Genomic DNA, 22,272 nt, shown 5'->3' with positions numbered 1-22,272 from the left:
CGGCATGAACTTATGTACCCAAATTACCGCGGGTAGGATTCGTATGCGAGGCAGCCCTATGGGCCTTGTTCGATGCTTGGTTCTCGCACTGGCCAGCCTTGTGCTGGCAGCGCCCGCTTCGGCCAAAAACTGGACCGAACTGCGGATCGGTGTCTCAGGAAATTATCCTCCCTTCACCTTCGTCGACGAACACGACCGCTTCCAGGGCTTCGAAATCGACCTCGCGCTCGCTTTGTGCCAGCGCATGGGTGTCAAATGCGAATTCGTGAAAGAGGAATGGGAAGATATGATCCCGAGCCTCGTCGCGCACAGCATAGACGCGATCTTCGCGTCGATGTCGATCACCGAGGACCGTAAAAAGCAGATTGCTTTCTCGAACCGCTACTACACGACGCCGACCAGCCTTGTGGCGCGCAAAGCCCTCAATCTCCGCGACACCTCTCCCGCCGGTATGAAAGGCCGCGTCATCGGCGTTCAGAGGGACACGCTCCAGGCCGATTATCTCAAAGAAGTCTATGTTTCGGCCGGCGCCGTTGCGCGCATCTACACGACGCAGGCCGAGGCCCAGTTCGAACTCGCGCGCGGCCAAATCGATGCCATCATGGTCGACAAGCTGAGTGTCTATGACTGGCTCGCTCAGACGCAAGGCGAATGCTGCGCCTATGCGGGAGAAGACCTCACCGATGCGCATTATATCGGCGAAGGTGTCGGCGTCGGCCTTCGCAAGGAGGACGGCGATCTCCTGCAGATGATCAATCGCGCGATCGATCAGATCATCGCCGACGGTACCTACAAGAAGATCAATGATAAATATTTTCCGTTCAGCGTTTATTAACCAGCCAAACGCCTCAAGTTTCACGGCCTAGGCCCAAAGCGTCCGCGCTTTAAATAAAAACCAACCATATTGCTGAGGCCGCTCTTAAGGTTTTCAAATTCAGATAAGGCCTGAACATTTTTTGGGCCCCATGACGGACGCGGCTAAACAAGAACCTGCGGCAACGGCCAGCGGCGATGCGCTGCTCGCCGCGGACGATGCTGCATGGACCATGAATGAAATTCGCCGGCGTCTTGCCGTCGAGCAGAGCGATGAGACCATCAAGGCGCGCGAAAAGCGTCGCCATGTCTCGCAGAAGGTCCGCGAAGCCCGCGAGAAACTGACGTCGGAGACCGGCACGCGTCCGGCCTTCGATACCGAACTCGCACGCCTTTACGCCCAGAACCGCTACACGGCGGCCTATGCCATCATGGCGCTTGAGATCGCGGTCGCGGTCACGATGAGCCTGTGGCTGTCCTTGTTCACGGTGTCGAGTTGGCTTGCGGCAGTGCTGGTCTTCCACGGCCTGATCCTGTGGCACGTCCACCGTTTCCTGTCGCCGACGGCAAAACCGCAGCCGCTGCGCTCCTGGCGCCAGCGCTTCGCGCTTGCCGAGTTTGCCCACGCGACCACGTTTGCGATGGTCGTGCCGCCGCTTATCCTTGTCGACAATGACAGCGCGCGCATCTTCCTTGTCTTTGCGATGCTGCTCATCGTTGCGATCCGCACGCTGTTGTCCGCGAGCCTGCCGGCCGTGGTCTATGCCGGTTCGCTGCCCATCACCGTCGCGATCGCCGGCTTCTTCCTCCTGATGCCGGATCCGGCGCTGCGCATGGTCGCGGTGATCGCGCCGCTGTCGCAGATTTTCTTCGTGCTGCTCGGCCAGCGCCTGTTCCGCACCTCGCTGATGACCCTGCAATATCGCGCGGAGAAAGACGCGCTGATCGCCGAACTCGAACAGGCCAAGTCGAACTCCGACGAAGCGCGCCGGCGGGCCGAAGAAGCCAATGTCGCCAAATCGCGCTTCCTTGCCACGATGAGCCACGAACTCAGAACGCCGCTCAACGCCATTCTCGGCTTCTCCGAAGTCCTGAAGAGCGAGGTCTTCGGCGCCCACATCAATCCGACCTATAAGGAATATGCAGGCGACATCCACGCCTCGGGCGAGCATCTCCTGACGCTCATCAACGAGCTGCTCGATCTGTCGCGCATCGAGGCCGGCCGCTATGAGCTCAATGAAGAAGCGATCTCGCTCGTCAGCATCGTCGATGATTGCCGCCATCTCCTGAAACTGCGCGCCAAGAACCGCGGCATCACGATCCGCGACGAGTTCGAGCACGGCATGCCGCTGCTTTGGGCGGACGAGCGCGCCATCCGTCAGATCACCCTCAATCTGTTGTCGAATGCCATCAAGTTCACGCCGCAGGGCGGCGAGATCTTCATGCGCGCCGGCGCCACACCCAATGGCGGACAGTTCCTGTCGATCCGCGATACCGGCCCCGGCATTCCGGAAGACGAAATCCCGGTCGTTCTGTCCTCCTTCGGCCAGGGCACGCTCGCCATCAAAACGGCCGAACAGGGCGCGGGTCTCGGCCTGCCCATCGTTCAGGGTCTTACCGATCTTCACGGCGGCACGTTCGAACTGAAGAGCAAATTGCGCGAAGGCACCGAAGTCACGGTCACCTTCCCGGCCTATCGCGTCGTCACCGCGCTTGCCCCGATGGGCGATGAGCCCGAGCCGTTGATCCGCCGCAGCGCCTGACGCTAAGGTTCGCCCCTCACAGGGGACGGATATGCGAATTTACTGGATTGCGCTCGGCATCGTCGTTGCCGGCATCACCTTCCTCGTCATCGCCGATGTCTTTACCGATTTCGGCTCGGTCCGCGGCGATCAGATCGTCAGCGTCGTTGCCATGAGCGCACTTCTGCTGGTGTTCGGCGCGGGAGCGGTCGGCCGCTATGCCGGCCAGGGCGGCATGTTCCTGAAGCATGTTGCGCTCTGGCTCGCCATCATCGCGGCGCTGGCGCTCATCTATCAGTATCGCGAAATGCTTGGCCTCAACATCGACTAGCCGCCGCGCGGGGCCCGCGCGCTATCCGGCATAGCGCAGCAGCAGCTCGACCAGAAATCTCCCGCCCATGATGACGAGAAAAACCCCGAGCGCCATTTCAAGCTGGCGGCGGGTGAAAGCGTGCGCGATGCGCACGCCGATCGGCGCGATCAGCATCGAGACCGGCGCAATCAGAAGCGTGCCGATGGCCGACACATAGCCGAGCGAGAACGGCGGAAGCCTCGCCATTTCCGGCCAGCCCGCCACCGCAAAGCTGATCGCGCCGGGGATCGAGATCAGAATGCCGATCCCGGCGCCCGTCGCGACGCCCTGATGGATCGTGCGGCCATGCGTCGTGTAGAGCAGCGTCAGGAGCGAGCCGCCGCCGACGCCGACCAGCGCCGCAAACACGCTGATGAAGAAGGCCCAGACCGAAAGCCCGGCACGTCCCGGCAGATCCTTCGCCATCTGAATATGCGAGGTACCGAGAAACAGCATCTGCCCGCCGAGCATGAGCCCGAACGCCGCGAAAGCGAGTTTCAGAAGATCGCCGCCGAGAACGGCCGCCAGCGCCGCCCCCGCAAACACGCCGGCAAGTACCGGAATCGCAACGATGCGCAGTGTCTTGTGATCGACCGCGCCGCGCTTGTTGTGGCTGATGTAAGATCGGGTCGTGGTCGGGATGATGACGGCGAGCGATGTGCCGACCGACAAATGCATTCTCACATCCTCCGGCACGCCGAGAATGCCGAAGAGGTAATAGAGAACGGGCACGATAATCGCGCCGCCGCCGATCCCGAGAAGACCGGCGAGAAGACCGGTCGCGATACCGCCGGCCAGGAGAACCGCGCCGAGGATCAGGACTTCTTCGAGGGGAATGCCGAACATAGGAGGGGCTTCCTGCGCTCCCGGGAGAGGCTTTGCAAGCAAGCCTTTGTGATGATTTCGATCGCCGCCGATCAGGCCGCCGCGAGCGCCGCCCCGCCGCGCACGAGGCCGAGCGCCTCAATCAGAACCTGTTCGGTCGCGCCGGGCTTTACCGCCTCGACGGCAAGATGCCGGCGATAGGCGCGTGCGCCGGGCAGGCCGGCAAACAGGCCGAGCATATGGCGCGTCACATTCGAGACCTTGCCGCCCTTCTCGATATGGGCGGCGATATAGGGCGCCATGCTCAGCGCTGCAGCGCGGGCGTCCGTGCGGTCCGCCGCGCCGAAGAGTTCGGCATCGACATCGGCCACAAGCCCGGGGTTCTGATAGGCGGCGCGGCCCAGCATCACGCCGTCGACATGGCGCAGATGCTCCTTCGCCTCATCCAGCGTTTCGATCCCGCCATTGATGGCGATGGGCAGATGAGGAAACCGCTCTTTCAACCTGTAGACGCGCGCATAATCGAGCGGCGGCACATCGCGATTTTCCTTCGGCGACAGGCCCTGCAGCCAGGCCTTGCGCGCATGAACGATCAGGCCATCGACTCCTGAACCCGTCACATGATCGGCCAGCGCATCGAGCGCGCGTTCCGTGTCCTGCTCATCGACGCCGATCCGGCATTTGACCGTCACCGGCACATCGACCGCAGCCTTCATCGCGGCAACGCAAGCGCCGACAAGCTCCGGCTCGCGCATCAGGCAGGCGCCGAAGCGCCCGTCCTGCACCCGGTCCGAGGGGCAGCCGACATTGAGATTGATTTCGGCATAGCCGAATTCGGCGCCGATCTTCGCGGCTTCCGCCAGATCCTTGGGGTCCGAGCCCCCGAGCTGCAGCGCGACCTTCTGCTCCTCGCTTGAGAAGCCGAGCAGCCGCTCGCGCGGGCCATGCAGCACCGCGCCCGTCGTCACCATCTCGGTATAGAGCAGCGCATGGCGGCTCAGACGGCGGTGGAAGACCCGGCAATGCCGGTCCGTCCAGTCCATCATCGGCGCCACGGAAAAGCGCATGGTTTCGGGGAAAGCCTTCATGGGCCGGGGTTTTAGCCGGTTTGCCCGGCCGCGTCATGCTTTACGGGAACCCCGCTCTCGTCCCGGCGTTAAACCTTTCTCTGGACCGTAAAGTTTATCGCGCCAAAGGACCCCTCAAATGGCCCTTCGCCAAGGCGATGCCGATCTTCTGCGCCGCGCCCTTCTGCTGATCGGCCTTGGCGCTCTCGTCCTTCTGCTCTGGCAGATTCAGGACGTCCTTCTTCTCGTCTTCGCCTCGGTTCTGGTCGCCATCATCCTGCGCCTCATCGCAGCGCCCATCGGCCGGTTTTTGCACCTGTCGGAAGGCTGGGCGCTGACGCTCGCCGCCCTCCTCCTCGCCGGCTTTCTCGGCGTGACGTTCTATCTGTTCGGCTCGGAAGTCGTCGGCCAGGGCAAGGAGCTGGCGCGCATCCTCCCCGAGGCTTGGAACGCCTTCAAAACACGCTTCGGCCTCGAGGCCTTCGGCCAGGAAGTCGCCGAGCAGGCGAACAATCCGCAATCGGCGCTGCTCTTCAATGTCGCCGGCTGGGTGTTTTCGGCCGGCGCCATCGTCGTCAATCTTGTCCTCGTCATTGTCGGCGGTCTGTACATCGCGGCAGCTCCCGAACTTTACCGCAAGGGCCTGCTTTTGCTCTTCCCGGAAAAGCGCCGCCCGCTCGCGGAAGATACGCTCGATACAGCCGGCAATGCGCTGCGCCTGTGGCTGATCGGGCAACTCGGCGCGATGGTTCTCGTTGGAACGCTCACCGCCATCGGCCTCCTCATCATCGGCATTCCAGCGCCCCTGGCACTGGGGCTTCTCGCAGGTCTTGCCGAATTCGTGCCTCTGGTCGGCCCGATTGCGGCAGCCGTTCCGGCGCTGCTCCTGGCCATGGGTGGCGGCATCGAGACCATGCTCTGGACGGCAGCTCTCTATCTCCTCGTCCAGCAGGTCGAGAGCAATGTCATTACACCGCTCATCCAGCACCGCACGGTTGATATCCCCCCGGCCCTCACCCTCTTTGCGGTGATCGCGGCCGGCGTCGCCTTCGGCGCGGTCGGCATCGTCCTTGCCGCCCCGCTGGCGGTCCTGGCCTTTGTTGCCGTCAAAAAGCTCTATGTCCGCGAAACCCTTGGCGAAACGACAAAGGTGCCAGGAGAAAAGCCGTCCGGGCGTGGCAAACCGCGTATTGGTGCCCGGCGCGTCAGGGCTTAAAAGGCGTATTTAAGAAAAAGAGCACCTGCCAGGAGACCTCATGCGGTCCGAAGAACCCCGTTCCGTCCGTCTGTCCGAATATCGCCCCCCGGACTACCTGATCGATCAGGTGGATCTGGATGTCGTCCTCGACGGCGACAAGACGCTCGTCACCTCGGTTCTCGAAATCCGCCCAAATCCCGAAGGCCGTTCCAATGTGCCGCTCGTCCTCGACGGCGACGAGATCACGCTCGCAGGTCCGCCCCTCCTCGACAATGATGAGCTGACGCCCGAGGCCTATGTCGAAACGCCCCAGGCGCTGCGCATCCATATGCCGCCCAAGCGCGCTTTCTCGCTGAAGATCACCACAAAGCTCGATCCGGCAAAGAACACCAAGCTGATGGGGCTGTACCGTTCGGGCGCTGCCTATTGCACGCAGTGCGAGGCGGAAGGCTTCCGCCGCATCACCTATTTTATCGACCGGCCCGACGTGCTGTCGACTTATCGCGTGCGTATCGAGGCCGGGCGGAAAGAAGCGCCGGTTCTGCTGTCCAACGGCAATCCGGTCGAAGCCGGCCTTCTGCCGAACGGGCGTCATTACGCGGTCTGGGACGATCCCTGGCCCAAGCCCTGTTATCTGTTTGCGCTGGTCGGCGGCGATCTCGGCGTCGTGCGCGACAGTTTCGTCACGGTGTCCGGCCGCCATGTCGGGCTTGCGATATATGTCGAGCACGGCAAGGAAGATCGCGCTTCTTACGCCATGGATGCGCTGAAACGCTCGATGAAATGGGACGAGGACGTGTTCGGCCGCGAATACGATCTTCAGGTGTTCAATATCGTCGCCGTCTCCGATTTCAATATGGGGGCGATGGAGAACAAGGGCCTCAATGTCTTCAACGATAAATACGTCCTGGCCAGCGGCGATACTGCAACCGACGGCGATTATGCCGGCATCGAAGCCGTCATCGCCCACGAATATTTCCACAACTGGACCGGCAACCGCATTACCTGCCGCGACTGGTTCCAGCTCTGCCTGAAGGAAGGTTTGACCGTCTTCCGCGATCAGGAATTCACCGCCGATATGCGCTCGCGTCCGGTCGAGCGCATTTCCGATGTGCGCGGTTTGCGCGCCATTCAGTTCGTGGAAGATGCGGGCCCCTTTGCCCATCCGGTGCGGCCCGACACCTATCGCGAGATCAACAATTTCTACACGGCGACCGTCTACGAGAAGGGTGCCGAAGTCATCCGCATGCTGCAGGCGCTGATCGGGCGCGATGCCTTCCGCCTCGGCATGGAATTCTATTTCAGCCGCCATGACGGGCGCGCGGCGACGATCGAAGAATTCATCGCCTGCTTTGCCGATGCCTCGGCGACCGACCTCTCGCAATTTCTACTCTGGTATTCGCAGGCCGGCACGCCGGAAGTCGCCGCGACGAGTTCGTGGGACGAAGACACCGGCACCTACACGCTCAATCTTCTGCAGACCGTTCCGAAAACGCCGGGCCAGGACATCAAGAAGCCCATGGTCATCCCGCTCGCGTTCGGCCTTCTCGGCATGGACGGCGAGGATCTGCCGATCGGCGGCGACAATGCCGAAAGCGGTCTTATCGTTCTCAACAAGGCCGAGCACAGCTTTGCTTTCCGCGGCCTGAATTCGCGCCCGGTTCTGTCGATCAACCGCACCTTCTCGGCGCCGGTGAAACTGACCACCGATCTCACCGAGAACGATCTCTTCTTCCTCGCGCGTTATGACTCCGATCCTTTCAATCGCTGGCAGGCGCTGCAGACGGCGGCGCTGCGCGTTCTCATCCGCTCGGTGCATGCGGTGCGCGGCGGCAACAGGCCGCTGAACGATCCGCGCCTCGCCGAAGCCTTTGCATCGGCCATCGCCGATCCCGAAATCGATCCGGCGCTTCTGGCGCAGCTTCTGGCACTGCCGAGCGAGACGGATATCGCCCGAGAGATCGGCAATGATGTCGATCCGGATGCAATCTACGCGGCCCGCATCGGGCTGAAGCGCGCATTGGCGCGCTTTGTCCGCGGCGCGCTCGCCGATCTCTACAGAGGCCTCGTCAATGACGGCCCCTATTCGCCGGATGCCCGCGCCGCCGGCCGCAGAGCTTTGCGCGCAACGGCGCTCGATCTCATCTGCGCCGAACAGGACGATGCCTCGGCCATGCTGGCCTTCGCGCATTATTCGGCCGCCAACAACATGACAGACCGCATGTCGGGCCTCGCCGTGCTGTCGGGCATCGATCGTCCCGAACGCGATCAGGCCTTCGCCGACTTCTACAAACGCCATAAAGGCGATGCGCTCGTCCTCGACAAATGGCTGTCGCTGCAGGCCGTCATTCCGGAGGCCGGAACGCTCGATCGCGTCCGGAGGCTGATGAAGCATGAGGCGTTCTCGATGGCCAATCCGAACCGCGTGCGCGCGCTGATCGGCGCCTTCGCCGCCTCGAACCCGACCCAGTTCAACCGTGCGGACGGTGCGGGATTCGATTTCCTCGCCGATATCGTCATCGATCTCGATCCGAAAAACCCGCAGGTCGCGGCCCGTCTCCTCGGCGCGTTCCGCTCCTGGCGGGCGCTCGAGCCCGGACGCCGCGGCCGTGCGGAGTTCGCGCTGAAGCGCATTGCCGCAACGGACAAGCTGTCTCCGGACGTATCCGACCTTGTCATCCGCGCGCTCGCGTGAATGAAGAGAATCAGCTGACGAATCTGATGTTTGCGGCGTGCAAAAATTTTCCCTGCGCACAGGCCAAGGGATTCACACGACTCATGTTTTAAGTTTTCGTTAACCATACTCGAAAGTGCGCTAGACAAATCTGTGGCAAACGATTCCAATCATCTTGCGTTAAGCATAAATGCTGAAGCGCAGGGGGCACGAGGGGAATCCATGATGCGGTCCGGCGCGGCGTCCGTACGGTCGAATTCTGTTGGACAGGTTGCCCTGTCGAAAAGCCGCAACCGCCGATTCGCTCTTTCCGAATCCACGCGCCGCTGGCTGGCGCTCTCTGCCATCACACTCTTCCTCGGCGCGATCTGCGCGGGCCTTGTCGTCCAGGTCCTCGATATGCGCGAGCGCAGCCTCGCCGGCATGTCCGAGAGTCTCGGCCATCTCGCCGCTCTGATGGCGCAGGATCTGTCGCGGGGTGCATCCCTCGGTCCCGATGCGCAGACCATCGCCATCGACTTCATCCGCTCCGCGCCGGCCGAGGCATCGGCTTTCGGGCGCGGCTTTCTGATTTCCGATCCGTCGGGCCGCATCCTTGCGGCGGCGGGCACCGGCGTCGGCGCCATGGGCGGCGATCTCAATGCCGCGCTGGGCGCAGGCGATGCGCTGACGACGTTCGGCGAACGCGCCGGCGTGATGACGGTGACGGTGCCGGGCGGCGAGACGGTTCTTGCCACCGTCCGCACCCTCCCCGCGCCCTTCGGCCAGATCGCCCTTCTGCAGCCGGTCGACCATGCTCTGGCCGGCTGGCGGCGCGATGCGCAGATCATCTCGCTCTTTCTCATCGGCATCGGCGCGGTGCTTGCCGTGTTCGGCATGGCCTTCCAGTGGCAGGCCGCCCGCGCCCGCCGGGCCGATCTCATCAACGAACTTGTCCAGCGCCGGGTCGACACCGCGCTGACGCGCGGTCGCTCCGGCCTCTTCGATTGGGATCTCGTGCGCGGCCGGGTCTTCTGGTCGCGTTCGATGTTCGAGCTTCTCGGCATGGAGCCGCAGGACGATCTCATCCCCTTCGGCAAGTTTCAGTCGGTCGTCCATCCCGGCGATATCGACCTTTACGAACTCGCCGACGAGCTTCTGCGCGGCGAGACAAACGTCATCGACCGCGCCTTCCGTGTGCGCCATTCGCGCGGCGGCTGGATCTGGATGCGCGCCCGCGCTGAAGTCGTCCGCGCCGCCAATGAAGCGCCGCGCGTCGTCGGCATCTGCGTCAACGTTACTGAGGAGCGTAAACTGGCGGAGCGCAGCGCCACCGCCGATCTTCGCCTGCGCGATGCCGTCGAGACGATCTCGGAAGCCTTCGTCCTCTGGGACGCCGACAGCCGCCTCGTCCTTTGCAATTCGAAGTTCCAGCAACTCTATCAGCTGCCTGATCAGGCGGTGCGCCCCGGCACGCCTTATGAGCATGTCATCGCGACGGGCCGCGCCCCGGTCGTGCGCACCCAGATCAAGCCGGAAGGCCGGCCCGAGGAAGGCGCCCGCACCTATGAGGCGCAGATCGAGGATGGCCGCTGGCTGCACATCAACGAACGCCGCACCAAGGATGGCGGCTTCGTGTCGGTCGGCACCGACATCACCTCGCTGAAAAAGCACGAAGAAAAACTGCTCGACAGCGAAAAGCGCCTGACGACGCGCGCCAACGAACTCTTCAAATCGCGCCAGGCTGCCGAAGTGCAGGCCCAGCAGCTGCACGATCTCGCCGAAAAATATGCCGAGCAGAAAGCCGAGGCCGAGAAGGCCAATACGGCAAAATCGGAATTCCTTGCCAATATGAGCCATGAGCTCAGAACGCCGCTCAACGCCATTATCGGCTTCTCGGAAATCATGACCTCGGGCGCTTTCGGCCCGCTCGGCTCGGCGAAATACGAAGAATATTGCCGCGATATCGGCGATAGCGGCCAATATCTCCTCGACGTCATCAACGACATCCTCGAAATGTCGCGCATCGAAAGCGGCCATCATCCGCTGCGGATCGAAGAAGTCGATCTCGATGCGACGGTGCTCGAAGCGCTGCGCGTCATCACGCCCCTTTCCGAGGAAAAGGGCCTCGCGCTCCGCGCCGAAGCTGCGACCGGCCTCATCGCCCGCGCCGACCGGAGAGCCATCAAGCAGATCCTCCTCAACCTCGTCTCCAACGCGGTCAAATTCACCCCGCCCGGCGGGCGCGTTGCGGTGCGTCTGCGCCAGGTCGGCGGCGGCGTGAATATCTATGTCGAGGATACCGGCATCGGCATTCCGAAAGAGGCGCTCGCCAAACTCGGACGGCCGTTCGAACAGGTCGAGAACCAGTTCACCAAGACGCACAAAGGCTCGGGCCTCGGCCTCGCCATCGCGCGCTCGCTTGTCGAGATGCATGACGGGACGATGCGCATCCGCTCGTCCGTCGGCATCGGTACGGTCGTTCTTGTCCGCCTGCCGCTGCAGGAAGTGGAAGCCGGCGAGAAAGCCGCCTAGGCCGAGACCAGACGCTCGAAGATCGCGCGAACCTCGTTCTGAACGCGCCTCAGATCGGCATCGAGCGAGGCGAAGTCCGGGGCATTGCCGGCACGCGCCAGAAGCGCCTTCACCCCCCCGCCGGCTTTTTCCGGCTCGAACGGTCCCGACAGGCACAGCCGCAAAATCTGCGTCAGATTGTGCTGCAGCTGCGTTGCGCCGCGCAGCACCTCCCAATCCTCGGTGCCGATGAGGCTCAGACGCAACGCGGATTCCAGAACATTGAAGGTCGAGGTGTTCAAAAGGTCCTTATGCTCATGCGCGTGCACGAGCTGCAGGAACTGGGCGAGGAATTCGAGATCGACGAGCCCGCCTTTGGCGAATTTGATGTCCCAGGGGTTCGTCTCGCCCTTCTCCGTCGCAAGCTTTGTGCGCATCTCGCGCACATCCGTCGCGATCTTGGTGCGATCGGATTTTTGCGTCAGAACCCGGACGATCTCCGTTTCGACGATTGCGCGGAAATCATCGCTGCCGGAGACGGCGCGGCCGCGCGTCAGCGCCATATGCTCCCAGGTCCAGGCTTCTGCGGCCTGATAGGTGACAAACGCCGCGAGGCGCGTTGCCAGTGGACCGGCGCGTCCGGAGGGCCGGAGACGCAGATCGACTTCGTAGAGCGTGCCTTCGCTCGTCGGGGCTGACAGCGCCGCAACGAGCCGCTGCGTCAGGCGCGCATAATACTGGCTGGGCGCCAGCGGCCTTTCGCCGTCGGACTGAAGATCGCCCTCAGGGTGTTCGTAGATCAGGATGAGATCGAGATCGGAGGCGGCGGTCATTTCGCGGCCGCCGAGCTTGCCCATCGCCATCACGGTCGAATTGCCGCCGGGCATCCGGCCATGCGTCTTGGCAAGCTCATCTTCGACGACGCCATGCAGACGGCGCAGCAGAATATCGGCGAGCCGTGCGAACGCATCGCCCGCCCGGTCGGCGCCGACCATGCCCGACAGAACCCGCATGCCGATGAGAACGCGCTGTTCCTGTCCGAAAATGCGGGCGCGGTTCAGAAGGTCTTCGTAATCGGTCGCCTCGCTCAGCGTGTGTTCGAGCCGCTGTTCGAGCTCTTCATCCGTCGGCAGGCGCGAGAAGAAGGCCGGCTCGAAGACGCTGTCGAGGACATGCGGACGCCGCGCAACGGTCCCGGCCAGATGCGGCGCGGTGCCGAGCGCATCGGCCAGAAGGCCGAGGAAATCGGGATTGGAACGCAGGATCGCAAAGAATTCGACGCCCGCCGGAAGACGGCCCAGCACGCGGTCGAACACGAGAAGCGCATAGTTCGGATCGCTCGTCTTGCCGACAGCGGCAAGAAGCGCCGGTACAAGCTCTGTGAGCAATTCACGCGCCCGCGCCGAGCGCGTCGCCGGCACGCGGCCGTGATGCCAGCCGCGGATCAGCGCGGACGCCTGCACCGGATCGGCAAAGCCGAGATTGCGCAGGGTCGCGAGCGTCTCCGGGTCGTCCTCATCCCCGGTGAAGACAAGGCTTCCGGCAGAAACATCGAGCGCCGGCGCGTCTTCGAAGAGATGCACATAATGCGATTGCACGCGCTCAAGCGTTCTCTGCAGCGCCGCGGCAAGGTCGTCGCGTGTCTCGTATCCGGCAAAATGCGCAAAACGCTCCATTGCGGCCGGGTCGAGCGGCAGCGAATGGGTCTGCTCGTCGGCGACCATCTGCAGCCGGTGTTCGATGCCGCGCAGGAAGCGATAGGCAATGACGAGATCGTTCTCCGCCGCCTGGTCGATCCAGCCCTGTTTGTTCAGGGCGGCGAGCGCCTCTTCCGTGCCGCGCACGCGCAACGCGGGATTACGGCCGCCCGCGACGAGTTGCTGGGTCTGGACGAAGAATTCGACCTCGCGGATGCCGCCGCGGCCAAGCTTGATGTTGTGACCTTCGATCGCAATCGTGCCATGGCCGCGATGCGCATGGATCTGCCGCTTCATCGCATGAATGTCGGCAATGGCGGCGTAATCGAGATGCTTGCGCCAGATGAAGGGCGTCAGCTCTTTCAGAAACGCCTCCCCGGCCGGAATGTCTCCGGCGCAGGGCCGCGCTTTCAGCATCGCGGCGCGTTCCCAGTTCTGGCCGACGCTCTCGTAATAAGACAGCGCGGCCGCCGTCGTGATCGCGACCTGCGTCGAGCCGGGATCGGGCCGAAGCCGCAGATCGGTGCGGAAGACATAACCGCCGCCCGTCCGCTCCTGCATGATCTTGGTCAACCGCTGCACAAGGCGCACGAAGAACGGCGTTGCCTCGACGCCTTCGGCGACAGGCGAGATCATCGGCTCGTAGAAAACGATGAGATCGATATCGGAGGAATAGTTCAGCTCGCGCGCGCCGTGCTTGCCCATCGCGAGCACGATGAGGCCTGAGCCCTTTTCCGGGTCGCTCGCATCCCCTTTGTATTTGCCGCTGGTAATTTCCGCGCCGAGCAGAAAACGCAGTGAGGCCGAAAGCGCGGCGTCGGCAAGATTGGACAATGCCTGCGTGACATGCGGCACATCCCAGACGCCGCCGAGATCGGCAAGCGCTGTCAGCAGCGCCATTTCCTGCTTGGCCTTGCGGAGCTTTCGCATCAGCTCGGTTTCGTCCGTGGCGTGCTCGCTGCGCACCGCACCGAGAATGCGGTCGCGCGCCGCTTCCGGCGCCTCATTCAAAAGGTTTGCGGCGCGCACCGGATCGGAGGTCAGAAGCTGCCAGAGAAAGCCCGAGCCTTCGGCAATGCCGGCAAAAAGCTCTCCGGCGACGGAATTGGTCTTCACCAGTGACGCGAGCTCGCCCTGCCCGCCGAGAAAATCCGCAAGCTTCTTCTGCCCATCGCCGGTCGCAACAGGGCCCGTCTTGATGTCGGCAAGAAGCGTCACAGCGAGGCCTCGCGCGGCAGGTCGAGCACGACGCGAAGGCCCGGTTTGTTATCGGCAAGTTCGAGCGTGCCGCCATGCAGGCGCGCAATGGCATTCGCAAGGCTGAGGCCAAGACCTGAGCCCGGCTGCGTGCGGCTTTCCTCGAGCCGGACGAAACGCTCAAGCACCTTGCCCCTGTCATCCGCGGCAATGCCCTGCCCGCGATCGGCGACGGTAAAGCGCACGCGCTCACCGAGGCCCTCGACCGACACTTCGATCTCGCCCTTCTGATCGGCGGCGCTGCCGTATTTCACGGCATTGTCGATGAGGTTTGCTAGTGCCTGGCCGATCAGTTCGCGATTGCCGTGCACCGTCAGTCCCGGCTGCGCCTTCACTTTCAGCGCAAGGCCCGCTTCTTCAGCGGAGGGTTCGTAGAGTTCGGCCATGCTTTCCACGAGTTCGGTGGCATCGAGCGCCGACATGCTTTCGCGCGCCGCGCCCGATTCGGCACGGGCGATCAGCAGCATGGTGTTGAAGATGCGGATGAGATCGTCGGATTCCGCGATCACCCCGTCGAGCGTCGAGCGGTAATCCTCATCGGTCTTGGCGGTGCGCAACGCTTCTTCCGCACGGTTGCGAAGGCGCGTGAGCGGCGTTTTCAGATCGTGCGCCACATCGTCCGTCACTTGGCGCAGGCCCGCCATCAGCTCGCCGATGCGCTCCAGCATCTGATTTGTCGTATCGGCCAGGCGGTCGAATTCGTCACCGGAGCCCGAGACCGGCAGCCGTCCCGACAGATCGCCGGCCATAATGGTGCGGCCGGTATCGGTCATCGCATCGAGGCGCACGAGAACGCGCCGCGCCAGGATGAGACCGCCGCCAAGGCCGACGACAATGACGAGCGCCAGACCGCCGAGCAGCGTCGAGGCAAGGATTTCGGCGAAGCGTTTGCGCTCGGTCAATTCGCGGCCGACGAGAAGCCGCGAGCCGTTCGGTAGGCGCTCGACCCGCACGAGCGCGGGCGTCGCCTCGCCGTCGTTTGCGCCAAGGCGCGTATATTCGGTTTCGCGCACGCCCGGTTTGTCGAGAACGTTTTGCGGCAGGGTCGCGACATTGCCGGTGATCGGCTGGCCGTTCGGCGCGGTGACGATGTAGAGGAAGGAGCCGGGCTGCCGCGCCCGCTCGTCGATGGCCGACAGCATGCCGAGGAAACCGGCGGCGCTGTAGCGTTCGAGAAGGCTGGTCGTTTCGGTATCGACGAGATGCGCCGCCTGCTGCTGGATGGCGCGGCCCGATTGCCAGACGACATAGCCGAGGCCGAGGCCCGCCGCGAGAATGAACACCGCCAGAAGGCCGAGCGCCAGTTTGAAGGCGGTGGTGCGGAAGAGCTTAACGAGCGCCGTCACGGACCATGTATCCCGCGCCGCGCACCGTGTGCAGCAGCGCCGTGTCGAAGCCTTTGTCGATCTTGGATCTGAGGCGCGAAATATGGACGTCGATCACATTGGTCTGCGGATCGAAGTGATAGTCCCAGACATTTTCGAGCAGCATGGTCCGCGTCACGACCTGCCCGGCATGTCGCATCAGATATTCGAGCAGCCGGAACTCGCGCGGCTGCAGCACGATCTCGCTCGCACCGCGCATGACTTTATGTGCAAGCCGGTCGAGTTCGAGATCGCCGACGCGGTAGACGGTCTCGGCCGCATTCGGCGCGCCGCGGCGTCCCAGCGCTTCGATGCGCGCGAGCAGCTCGGAGAAGGCATAGGGCTTGGTGAGGTAATCGTCGCTGCCGGCACGCAGGCCCGCCACGCGGTCGTCGACCTGTCCAAGCGCAGAAAGAATCAAAACCGGGGTTCTGACGCCTTCGGCACGCAGGCGCCCGATGACGGAAAGCCCGTCGAGCTTCGGCAGCATCCGGTCGACAACGAGAACGTCATAGGAATTGGCGGCCGCCTGGGCATAGCCGTCCTCGCCGTCCACGGCATGGTCCGGCACATGACCGGCCTCCCGCAGCGCCTTTACGAGATAGGCGGCGGCATCGCGGTCGTCCTCGACGAGCAGGATACGCATGGCAGCTTCATACATGATTGGGCCGGAAACGAAAAAGCGGGCGGCTGGGGTTTGCCGCCCGCTTTTCTTCGTGAAGGTTCAGAGAGGGTTAGCCCTTCTGGACCGGGATTGCGACATAGCGGGTGCCTTCGCCGCGCTTCACACGGAGGGTCATGAAGCGGGGCGAGCCCTTTTTGCGCACGTCCTCGACGGCCTTGGCGACGTCCGCGGGGCTTGAGACGGATGTGCCGCTCACCTCGAGGATGATATCGCCGACATTCAGCTTGTCGCTGAGAGCGCCGTCGCTATCGACTTCGGCCACGGCCACGCCGGCGCCGTCCTTGGACGGCTCGAGCTTGAGGCCGAGATCGTCGAGGGTCGACGGGGTCGGCTTGGCTGTGTCTGCCGGCGCGCTTTCCTCGCCCTGACCGAGCTTGGCGACATCGTCCGGACGCTTGCCGAGTTCGACAGTCACGTCCTTTTCGGCGCCGTCACGCCACACTTTCAGCTTGGCGTCCGAGCCCGGCTTCAGCGCGCCGACCATGCGGGTCAGCTCGCGCGGATCGGCGACCTTCTGGCCGTTGAGCGACAGGATGACATCCTGGTTCTTGATGCCGGCCTTGAACGCGGGCGTGCTCGAATGGACTTCCGAGACGAGCGCACCGTCGGTGCCCTTGAGGCCGATGGCTTCCGCCATATCCTCTTCGACCGGCTGGATGCCGACGCCGAGCCAGCCGCGCGTCACCGAGCCGGACTGGCGCAGCGAATCAACGACATTGGCGACGACATTGGCCGGAACCGCGAAGGCGATGCCGACATTGCCGCCGGACTGCGAGTAGATGGCGGTATTTACGCCGACAACTTCACCCTTCAGATTGAAGGTCGGGCCGCCCGAATTGCCGCGGTTCACCGCCGCATCGATCTGCAGGAAGTCGTCATACGGACCCGAACCGAGATCGCGGCCGCGGGCCGAAACGATGCCGGCCGTCACCGTGCCGCCGAGGCCGAACGGATTGCCGATGGCGACAACCCAATCGCCGATACGCGGCACGTCCTTGCCGAGGCTGACGAAGGGGAATTTCTCCTTGGCGTCGACTTTCAGCAGAGCGAGATCGGTCTGCGGATCGGTGCCGACGACCTTGGCCGGCAGCGTTTCGCCGCTATCGGTCACGAGTTCGACCTCTTCGGCATCGGTGACGACATGGTTGTTCGTCACGACATAACCGTCGGCCGAGATGAAGAAGCCGGAACCCTGGGCCTGGCCGAACTGACGCGGGCTGCCTTTACGGCCGCCCTTTTCGCCGCGATCGCCGCGGCCGCCGTCCGGCATCATGCCGTATTCTTCGAAGAAGCGGCGGAAGGGATGGCCTTCCGGCAGATCCTTGAACATGCCCGGCAGTTCGTTCTCGTTCGACGAGACTTCGGTCGCGGTCTTCACGCGCACCGACACGACGGCCGGCTTCACGGTCTCGACGACATCGGCAAAGCCGATCTGGTCCTGGCGCGGCGCGTTGTTGCTGAGCTGATTGTTCTTGGAGAGATCCTGCGCCTGAACGATCTGGGCGTTCGCGGGCTGGGTGTTGGCAAAATAGGCCTCGCCCGCGAGAACGCCGGTCAGGCCAAGCGCGACGGCGGAAGCGAGCAGAACTTTCTTGCGGTTCTTGAGCGGACGGACGGGGGTTTCCGGCTGCATGATAATCATGTCCCTCTTGGTGGCTAAATCACGCGGGGTCTTCCCCGCTTTCGGGAACAGAGATGGGGAATCTCGCCTTACGGCTCCATGTCGCCAAGATTAATTCGGCGTAAGGTTGGAAAAGCCATTGTTTTTCATACGGTTGCCGCGGGAGAAAAAGCGCCATCCGGTGCGTTAAATGCCGGGAACGCAGGCTTGCCATGCGTGCCGATGACAGAACCAACCGAAGCCTTGCGAGTTAAACCGCAAGACGGAGGGTTTCATGAGCGATCGCGTCGAGGGCAGGCCGAGGAATTTCAACATCCTGATCAATGCAGGGATTCTGTTCGTTCTCGTCTCGGCTTCGGCTGTCGCCGGAATGGTCATGGGGCCGGAGCAACCGCAGGGCATGACCGTCGTTGCGACGGTGAAGAAGAACTAGCCCGCCAGTTCGTCGAGTTTGCGCCGCTCGTCCGCCGACAGCGGCGCAGCTGATTCCACCGCCCGGCGGCGGCGCAGCGCAAGAAGCGCGATCCCGCCGCCGATCAGAAGAATCGCAACCGGCGTCCCCCACAGGATCAGCGTTTCGCCGGCGAGCGGCGGTTTCAGCAGAACGAAATTGCCGTAACGCGCGACGAGGAAGTCCTTGATCGCGTCATTGCTGTCGCCGGCCTGAACGCGTTCGCGCACCAGCGTTCTGAGATCTTTCGCCAGCGGCGCGTCGCTGTCGTCGATCGACTGGTTCTGGCAGACCATGCAGCGCAGTTCGCGGAAGAGATCACGCGCTCTGGCCTCCTGCGCGGCGTCTTTCAGTTCGCCGCCGGGATCGTAGGCGAAAGCGGGCGAGGCCAGCATAAGAAGGACGAGGGCAAGTTTCTTCACCGCCCTACTCCGCCGGCTGGAGTTTGGCGCGCGCCGGACGCGGCGCACCGATGCGCAAGCGCCTATCGGCCAGCGACAACGCGCCGCCAAACGCCATCAGCACAGGGCCGATCCAGATCAGCAGTACGAATGGCTTCCACACCGCACGCACGGCAACCGAGCCGTCATCGTTGAGCTCACCGAGCGACACATAGAGCTGCGACAGGCCGAAGGTTGCGAGCCCGGCTTCCGTCGTCGTCATCTGCCGCACTTCGAACACGCGCTTTGAGCTTTCGAGCACCGGCTGCACGACAAGCCCCGCGGTGCGAATTTCGAACCGCGCGACGAAATCCTTATAGTTCTGGCCCTCGCGTACGCCGGTCTCGGTCAGAACCAGACTCTTGTCGGCGATCTCGATGGCTTCTCCGCTTTTCAGCACATGAATGCGCTCGACCTCCCAGGCCGTCGCGGCGGTGACGCCGAGAAGGCAAAGGCCAAGCCCGCAGTGCGCGAAAGCCGAACCGAAGACCGAGCGGGGCAGATGCGTGGCGCGGCGCAAACTCTCGGCAATCGATGCACGGAACAGAAGCGTGCGCTCGGCGAGTTCGGCAAAGGCGCCGAGAATGACGAACACCGCAATCGAAGCGGCAAACGGCGCCAGCAGCGGCCCGCCATATTCAACGTAGCCGATAACAGCGCCGGCAAGGATCGCCGCCCCTGCGGCGTAGTAGAGACGCTGCATGGCCCAGAAAAGATCGCCGCGTTTCCAGGCAAGCATAGGCCCGAACGGCACGACGATGAGAAGCGCCAGCGAAAGCGGCCCGAAGGTCGCGTTGAAATAAGGTGCGCCCACCGAAATCTTCTCGCCGTTGAAGGCTTCGAGCGCGAGCGGATAGAGCGTGCCGACAAGAACCGTCGCCGTCGCCGTCGTCAGCAGAAGATTATTCAGAACAAGGGCGCCCTCGCGCGACACCGGCGCAAACAAGCCGCCCTGTTTCAGCGTACCCGACCGCAGGCCGAACAAAGCAAGTGAGCCGCCGACAAAGCCTGCGAGAATGATGAGGATGAAAAGTCCGCGCGTCGGATCGACGGCGAAGGCATGCACCGAGGTCAGAACGCCGGAGCGGACGAGGAACGTGCCGAGCAGCGACAGTGAGAAGGTCAGGATCGCGAGCAGGACGGTCCAGACTTTCAGCGCCTCGCGCCGTTCCATCACCAGCGCCGAATGCAAAAGCGCGGTGCCCGCAAGCCAGGGCATGAAGCTCGCATTCTCGACCGGGTCCCAGAACCAGAAGCCGCCCCAGCCGAGTTCGTAATAGGCCCAGTAGGAGCCCATCGCGATGCCGAGCGTCAGGAACAGCCAGGCCGCGAGCGTCCAGGGACGGACCCAGCGCGCCCAGGCGGCGTCAATACGGCCCTCGATAAGCGCCGCCACAGCAAAGGCAAACGCGATGGAGAAGCCGACATAGCCGAGATAGAGCAGCGGCGGATGGATCGCGAGGCCGATATCCTGCAGCAGCGGATTGAGATCGCGCCCTTCCATCGGCGCCGGATCGAGCCGCGTGAACGGGTTCGACGCAAAGATGATGAAGAGCAGGAACGCCGCGCCGATCCAGCCCTGCACGGCAAGCACATCGACTTTCAGGCGCGCCGGCAGATTTTTGCCGAAGAGAGAAACCGCGCCGCCGAAAATGGCGAGGATGAGAACCCAGAGCAGCATCGAGCCTTCATGGTTCCCCCAGACGCCGGTGATCTTGTAGATGAGCGGCTTCGCCGAATGCGAATTCTCGACGACGTTCAGAAGTGAAAAATCCGACGTCACATAAGCGATCGTCAGCGCCACAAAGGCAAAGAGGATGAACATCAACTGGCCGAGCGCGGTGCCGTCGGCAACGCCCATCAGAACAGCATCGTTCTTCCGCGCGCCCCAGAAGGGCACGAGCCCCTGCACCGCGGCAAGGATGAGCGCCAGAACCAGCGCGTAATGTCCGGCTTCCGCCGTCACTTCGTCTCTCCGCCTTTCCACACGCCCTGTTTCTTCAGGGCGTCGGCGACTTCCTTCGGCATATAGGTCTCATCGTGCTTGGCAAGCACGGTATCGGCCGCGAACACGCCGTCTGCGCCGAGCGAGCCTTCGGCGATTACGCCCTGCCCTTCGCGGAAGAGATCGGGCAGAAGCCCTTTGAAATTGACCTGAACTTTGTTAGCGCCGTCAGTGACGGAGAATTTCACGTCCGGACCCTGCCGCGCGACGCTGCCGTTCTCGACAAGACCGCCAAGCCGCAGCCTCGTGCCGGGTGTCGGCGGATGTTCGATAATCTGCGTCGGCGCGTTAAAGAAGACGATGGTGTCGTTCAGCGCCGTCAATACGAGACCCATCGCCGTCGCGAGCACCGCGCCGGCAAGTCCGATCAGAAGAAGGCGCCGTCCTTTGCGTGTCACGCCGGTGTGTTCTCCAATCCAAGACCGAGAAGAAGATCGCCGATCCGGTTGAGCGCCTCCGGATTATTGGCGAAGGCCGCTTTTGCGGCCTCGGCCTGCTTCAAGGCTTTGTCCTTTTCGCCCAGAAGCGTCCAGGCCCGGATCAGCCGCAACTGGCCGCCGAGATCACCTGGCGCGCTGTTCAAGCGCGCGGCGAGCCCCTCGACCATGCCGCGTATCGTCGCGAGCCGCTCGTCTGGGCTAACCCCTTCCAATTGCTTGGGATCCACCGCCGGACCCCGACCCTCTTCGCCAAGGGCGATCTCGGTCAGGGCCTGCGCAACGGAGCCCCGCCAGGAGGCGTCGGGCGGCGCGGTCTTCAGAAGATCCCGGTAGATGTCGGCTGCCCTTTTTCGATCGCCTGCCTGCTCGGCCTGTTTTGCCAGATAAAAGCGCGCACGGGGTTGATGTGGGTCAAGCTTCGCCGCCCGCTCGAACGCAGCGGCGGCTTCCGGCGTCACTTTGCCTCCGGCAAGAACGGTCAGCGCCTCGCCATGTCCCGCTTCGCGTTCGGGCGTCGACCCCAGAAGCCGGATGGCGTTGGCGAAAGCGGTTGCCGCTTTCGGCACATCGCCGACCCGCAAATATACGGGTGCGATCACATCCCAGCCCTGCCCGTCTTCGGGCCGTTTCTTCAATTCATCTTCGACTCTACGGACGAGTTCGGCGAGCTGCTGCCCCGCCGCGTCTTCCGGCGTGCGCGAGACGAGCGGCAGATCGGGAAGATCGGGCCGTCCGAGACCGAGATAAAGAACGCCTGCGGCGACGGGCAGAAGAACGAGCGCGGCAACGGATACGATACGGCGGCGCGCACGGGCTCCGCGCCCGAGATCCTGAACCGCTTTCGGTTGTTCGGAGGCGGCGATCAACCGGCGCGCAACTTCGATGCGTGCGGCTTCCGCCTCGGCCGAACCTATCGTGCCTGCGCTTTTGTCGCGCTCGATCTCATCCAATTGGTCGCGATAGACCTCGGCCTCGCCGCCTTCATTTATGGCGCGGCGCCGGGACAGGGGGATCAGCACGGCAAGGACGGCCGAAACGGTCATCCCCAGAAGAACAAGCACAAGCATCATGGCGGGCGTGGTCTAGCACAGTCCGTTGCGGCGATCCCCTTCCACCCTTAGGAGCAGACGGCTACTGTCTGCCGCACT

General features: G+C 63.4%; 17 protein-coding genes. 7 read left to right on the top strand and 10 right to left on the bottom strand.

Annotation, left to right across the window (positions count from 1 at the left end; all coding sequences use genetic code 11):
* Window positions 1–58: 58 nt before the first annotated feature.
* The 3 genes from IZ6_RS05230 to IZ6_RS05220 all read left to right on the top strand — a co-directional run bounded on the left by IZ6_RS05230 (window position 59) and on the right by IZ6_RS05220 (window position 2,886).
* On the top strand, window positions 59–835 hold the full coding sequence (locus IZ6_RS05230; RefSeq protein WP_225874010.1) for a transporter substrate-binding domain-containing protein: 777 nt from the start codon (window positions 59–61) through the stop codon (window positions 833–835).
* Between the two features lie 211 nt (window positions 836–1,046).
* Window positions 1,047–2,576, top strand: coding sequence for a sensor histidine kinase (locus IZ6_RS05225; protein ID WP_222877550.1), 1,530 nt, complete (start codon window positions 1,047–1,049; stop codon window positions 2,574–2,576).
* A 31-nt stretch (window positions 2,577–2,607) separates the two neighbouring features.
* Window positions 2,608–2,886 carry a hypothetical protein gene (locus tag IZ6_RS05220; RefSeq protein ID WP_222876942.1) on the top strand — a complete coding sequence of 93 codons (279 nt, stop codon included), beginning with the start codon at window positions 2,608–2,610 and terminating at the stop codon, window positions 2,884–2,886.
* 21 nt (window positions 2,887–2,907) lie between these two features.
* Here IZ6_RS05220 and IZ6_RS05215 read toward each other — a convergent pair whose 3' ends face one another.
* Window positions 2,908–3,753: a sulfite exporter TauE/SafE family protein gene (locus tag IZ6_RS05215; protein ID WP_222876941.1), complete on the bottom strand. Its 846-nt coding sequence runs from the start codon at window positions 3,751–3,753 to the stop codon at window positions 2,908–2,910.
* Between the two features lie 71 nt (window positions 3,754–3,824).
* The gene (dusA, locus tag IZ6_RS05210; RefSeq protein ID WP_222876940.1) at window positions 3,825–4,820 is read right to left on the bottom strand and encodes a tRNA dihydrouridine(20/20a) synthase DusA; all 996 of its coding nucleotides are present in this window, start codon (window positions 4,818–4,820) and stop codon (window positions 3,825–3,827) included.
* Window positions 4,821–4,938: 118 nt separating this feature from the next.
* Between dusA and IZ6_RS05205 the strand changes: the two genes are divergently transcribed.
* The 3 genes from IZ6_RS05205 to IZ6_RS05195 all read left to right on the top strand — a co-directional run bounded on the left by IZ6_RS05205 (window position 4,939) and on the right by IZ6_RS05195 (window position 11,185).
* The gene (locus IZ6_RS05205) at window positions 4,939–6,015 is read left to right on the top strand and encodes an AI-2E family transporter (protein WP_222876939.1); all 1,077 of its coding nucleotides are present in this window, start codon (window positions 4,939–4,941) and stop codon (window positions 6,013–6,015) included.
* Window positions 6,016–6,055: 40 nt separating this feature from the next.
* The gene (gene pepN, locus IZ6_RS05200; RefSeq protein WP_222876938.1) at window positions 6,056–8,692 is read left to right on the top strand and encodes an aminopeptidase N; all 2,637 of its coding nucleotides are present in this window, start codon (window positions 6,056–6,058) and stop codon (window positions 8,690–8,692) included.
* Between the two features lie 201 nt (window positions 8,693–8,893).
* Window positions 8,894–11,185, top strand: coding sequence for a PAS domain-containing sensor histidine kinase (locus IZ6_RS05195; protein WP_222876937.1), 2,292 nt, complete (start codon window positions 8,894–8,896; stop codon window positions 11,183–11,185).
* On the opposite strand, the gene IZ6_RS05190 is transcribed toward IZ6_RS05195, so the two are convergent.
* From IZ6_RS05190 to IZ6_RS05175, 4 genes are all read right to left on the bottom strand, one after another.
* Entirely contained in the window at window positions 11,182–14,079 is a 2,898-nt protein-coding gene (locus IZ6_RS05190) for a bifunctional [glutamine synthetase] adenylyltransferase/[glutamine synthetase]-adenylyl-L-tyrosine phosphorylase (protein ID WP_222876936.1), read from the bottom strand. The two genes, IZ6_RS05195 and IZ6_RS05190, sit on opposite strands and share 4 nt — an antisense overlap.
* Complete coding sequence (locus IZ6_RS05185) at window positions 14,076–15,464, bottom strand: sensor histidine kinase (protein WP_222876935.1); 1,389 nt, start codon at window positions 15,462–15,464, stop codon at window positions 14,076–14,078. Before IZ6_RS05185 ends, IZ6_RS05190 begins: the two co-directional genes overlap by 4 nt.
* Window positions 15,448–16,143: a response regulator transcription factor gene (locus IZ6_RS05180; RefSeq protein ID WP_420825573.1), complete on the bottom strand. Its 696-nt coding sequence runs from the start codon at window positions 16,141–16,143 to the stop codon at window positions 15,448–15,450. Before IZ6_RS05180 ends, IZ6_RS05185 begins: the two co-directional genes overlap by 17 nt.
* A gap of 73 nt (window positions 16,144–16,216) precedes the next feature.
* Window positions 16,217–17,800 carry a Do family serine endopeptidase gene (locus IZ6_RS05175; RefSeq protein WP_225874008.1) on the bottom strand — a complete coding sequence of 528 codons (1,584 nt, stop codon included), beginning with the start codon at window positions 17,798–17,800 and terminating at the stop codon, window positions 16,217–16,219.
* 262 nt (window positions 17,801–18,062) lie between these two features.
* Here IZ6_RS05175 and IZ6_RS05170 point away from each other — a divergent pair, with 262 nt between their 5' ends.
* Window positions 18,063–18,221, top strand: a complete 159-nt coding sequence (locus IZ6_RS05170; RefSeq protein ID WP_222876932.1) for a hypothetical protein — start codon at window positions 18,063–18,065, stop codon at window positions 18,219–18,221.
* Here IZ6_RS05170 and IZ6_RS05165 read toward each other — a convergent pair.
* The 4 genes from IZ6_RS05165 to ccmI are packed head-to-tail and all read right to left on the bottom strand — an operon-like array spanning window position 18,218 to window position 22,194.
* Entirely contained in the window at window positions 18,218–18,661 is a 444-nt protein-coding gene (locus IZ6_RS05165; protein ID WP_420825572.1) for a cytochrome c-type biogenesis protein, read from the bottom strand. The genes IZ6_RS05170 and IZ6_RS05165 overlap by 4 nt on opposite strands.
* Window positions 18,662–18,665: 4 nt before the next feature.
* On the bottom strand, window positions 18,666–20,645 hold the full coding sequence (locus tag IZ6_RS05160) for a heme lyase CcmF/NrfE family subunit (protein WP_222876931.1): 1,980 nt from the start codon (window positions 20,643–20,645) through the stop codon (window positions 18,666–18,668).
* On the bottom strand, window positions 20,642–21,082 hold the full coding sequence (ccmE, locus tag IZ6_RS05155) for a cytochrome c maturation protein CcmE (RefSeq protein WP_222876930.1): 441 nt from the start codon (window positions 21,080–21,082) through the stop codon (window positions 20,642–20,644). The genes IZ6_RS05160 and ccmE overlap by 4 nt, the downstream gene beginning before the upstream one ends.
* On the bottom strand, window positions 21,079–22,194 hold the full coding sequence (gene ccmI / locus IZ6_RS05150; RefSeq protein ID WP_222876929.1) for a c-type cytochrome biogenesis protein CcmI: 1,116 nt from the start codon (window positions 22,192–22,194) through the stop codon (window positions 21,079–21,081). Before ccmI ends, ccmE begins: the two co-directional genes overlap by 4 nt.
* Window positions 22,195–22,272 lie beyond the last annotated feature (78 nt).

Source organism: Terrihabitans soli, from assembly GCF_014191545.1.
In the GTDB taxonomy this organism is placed as follows: domain Bacteria; phylum Pseudomonadota; class Alphaproteobacteria; order Rhizobiales; family Methylopilaceae; genus Flaviflagellibacter; species Flaviflagellibacter soli.
Note: the sequence above shows the minus strand (reverse complement) of the source record. Positions and strands in the feature narration are given on the sequence as shown.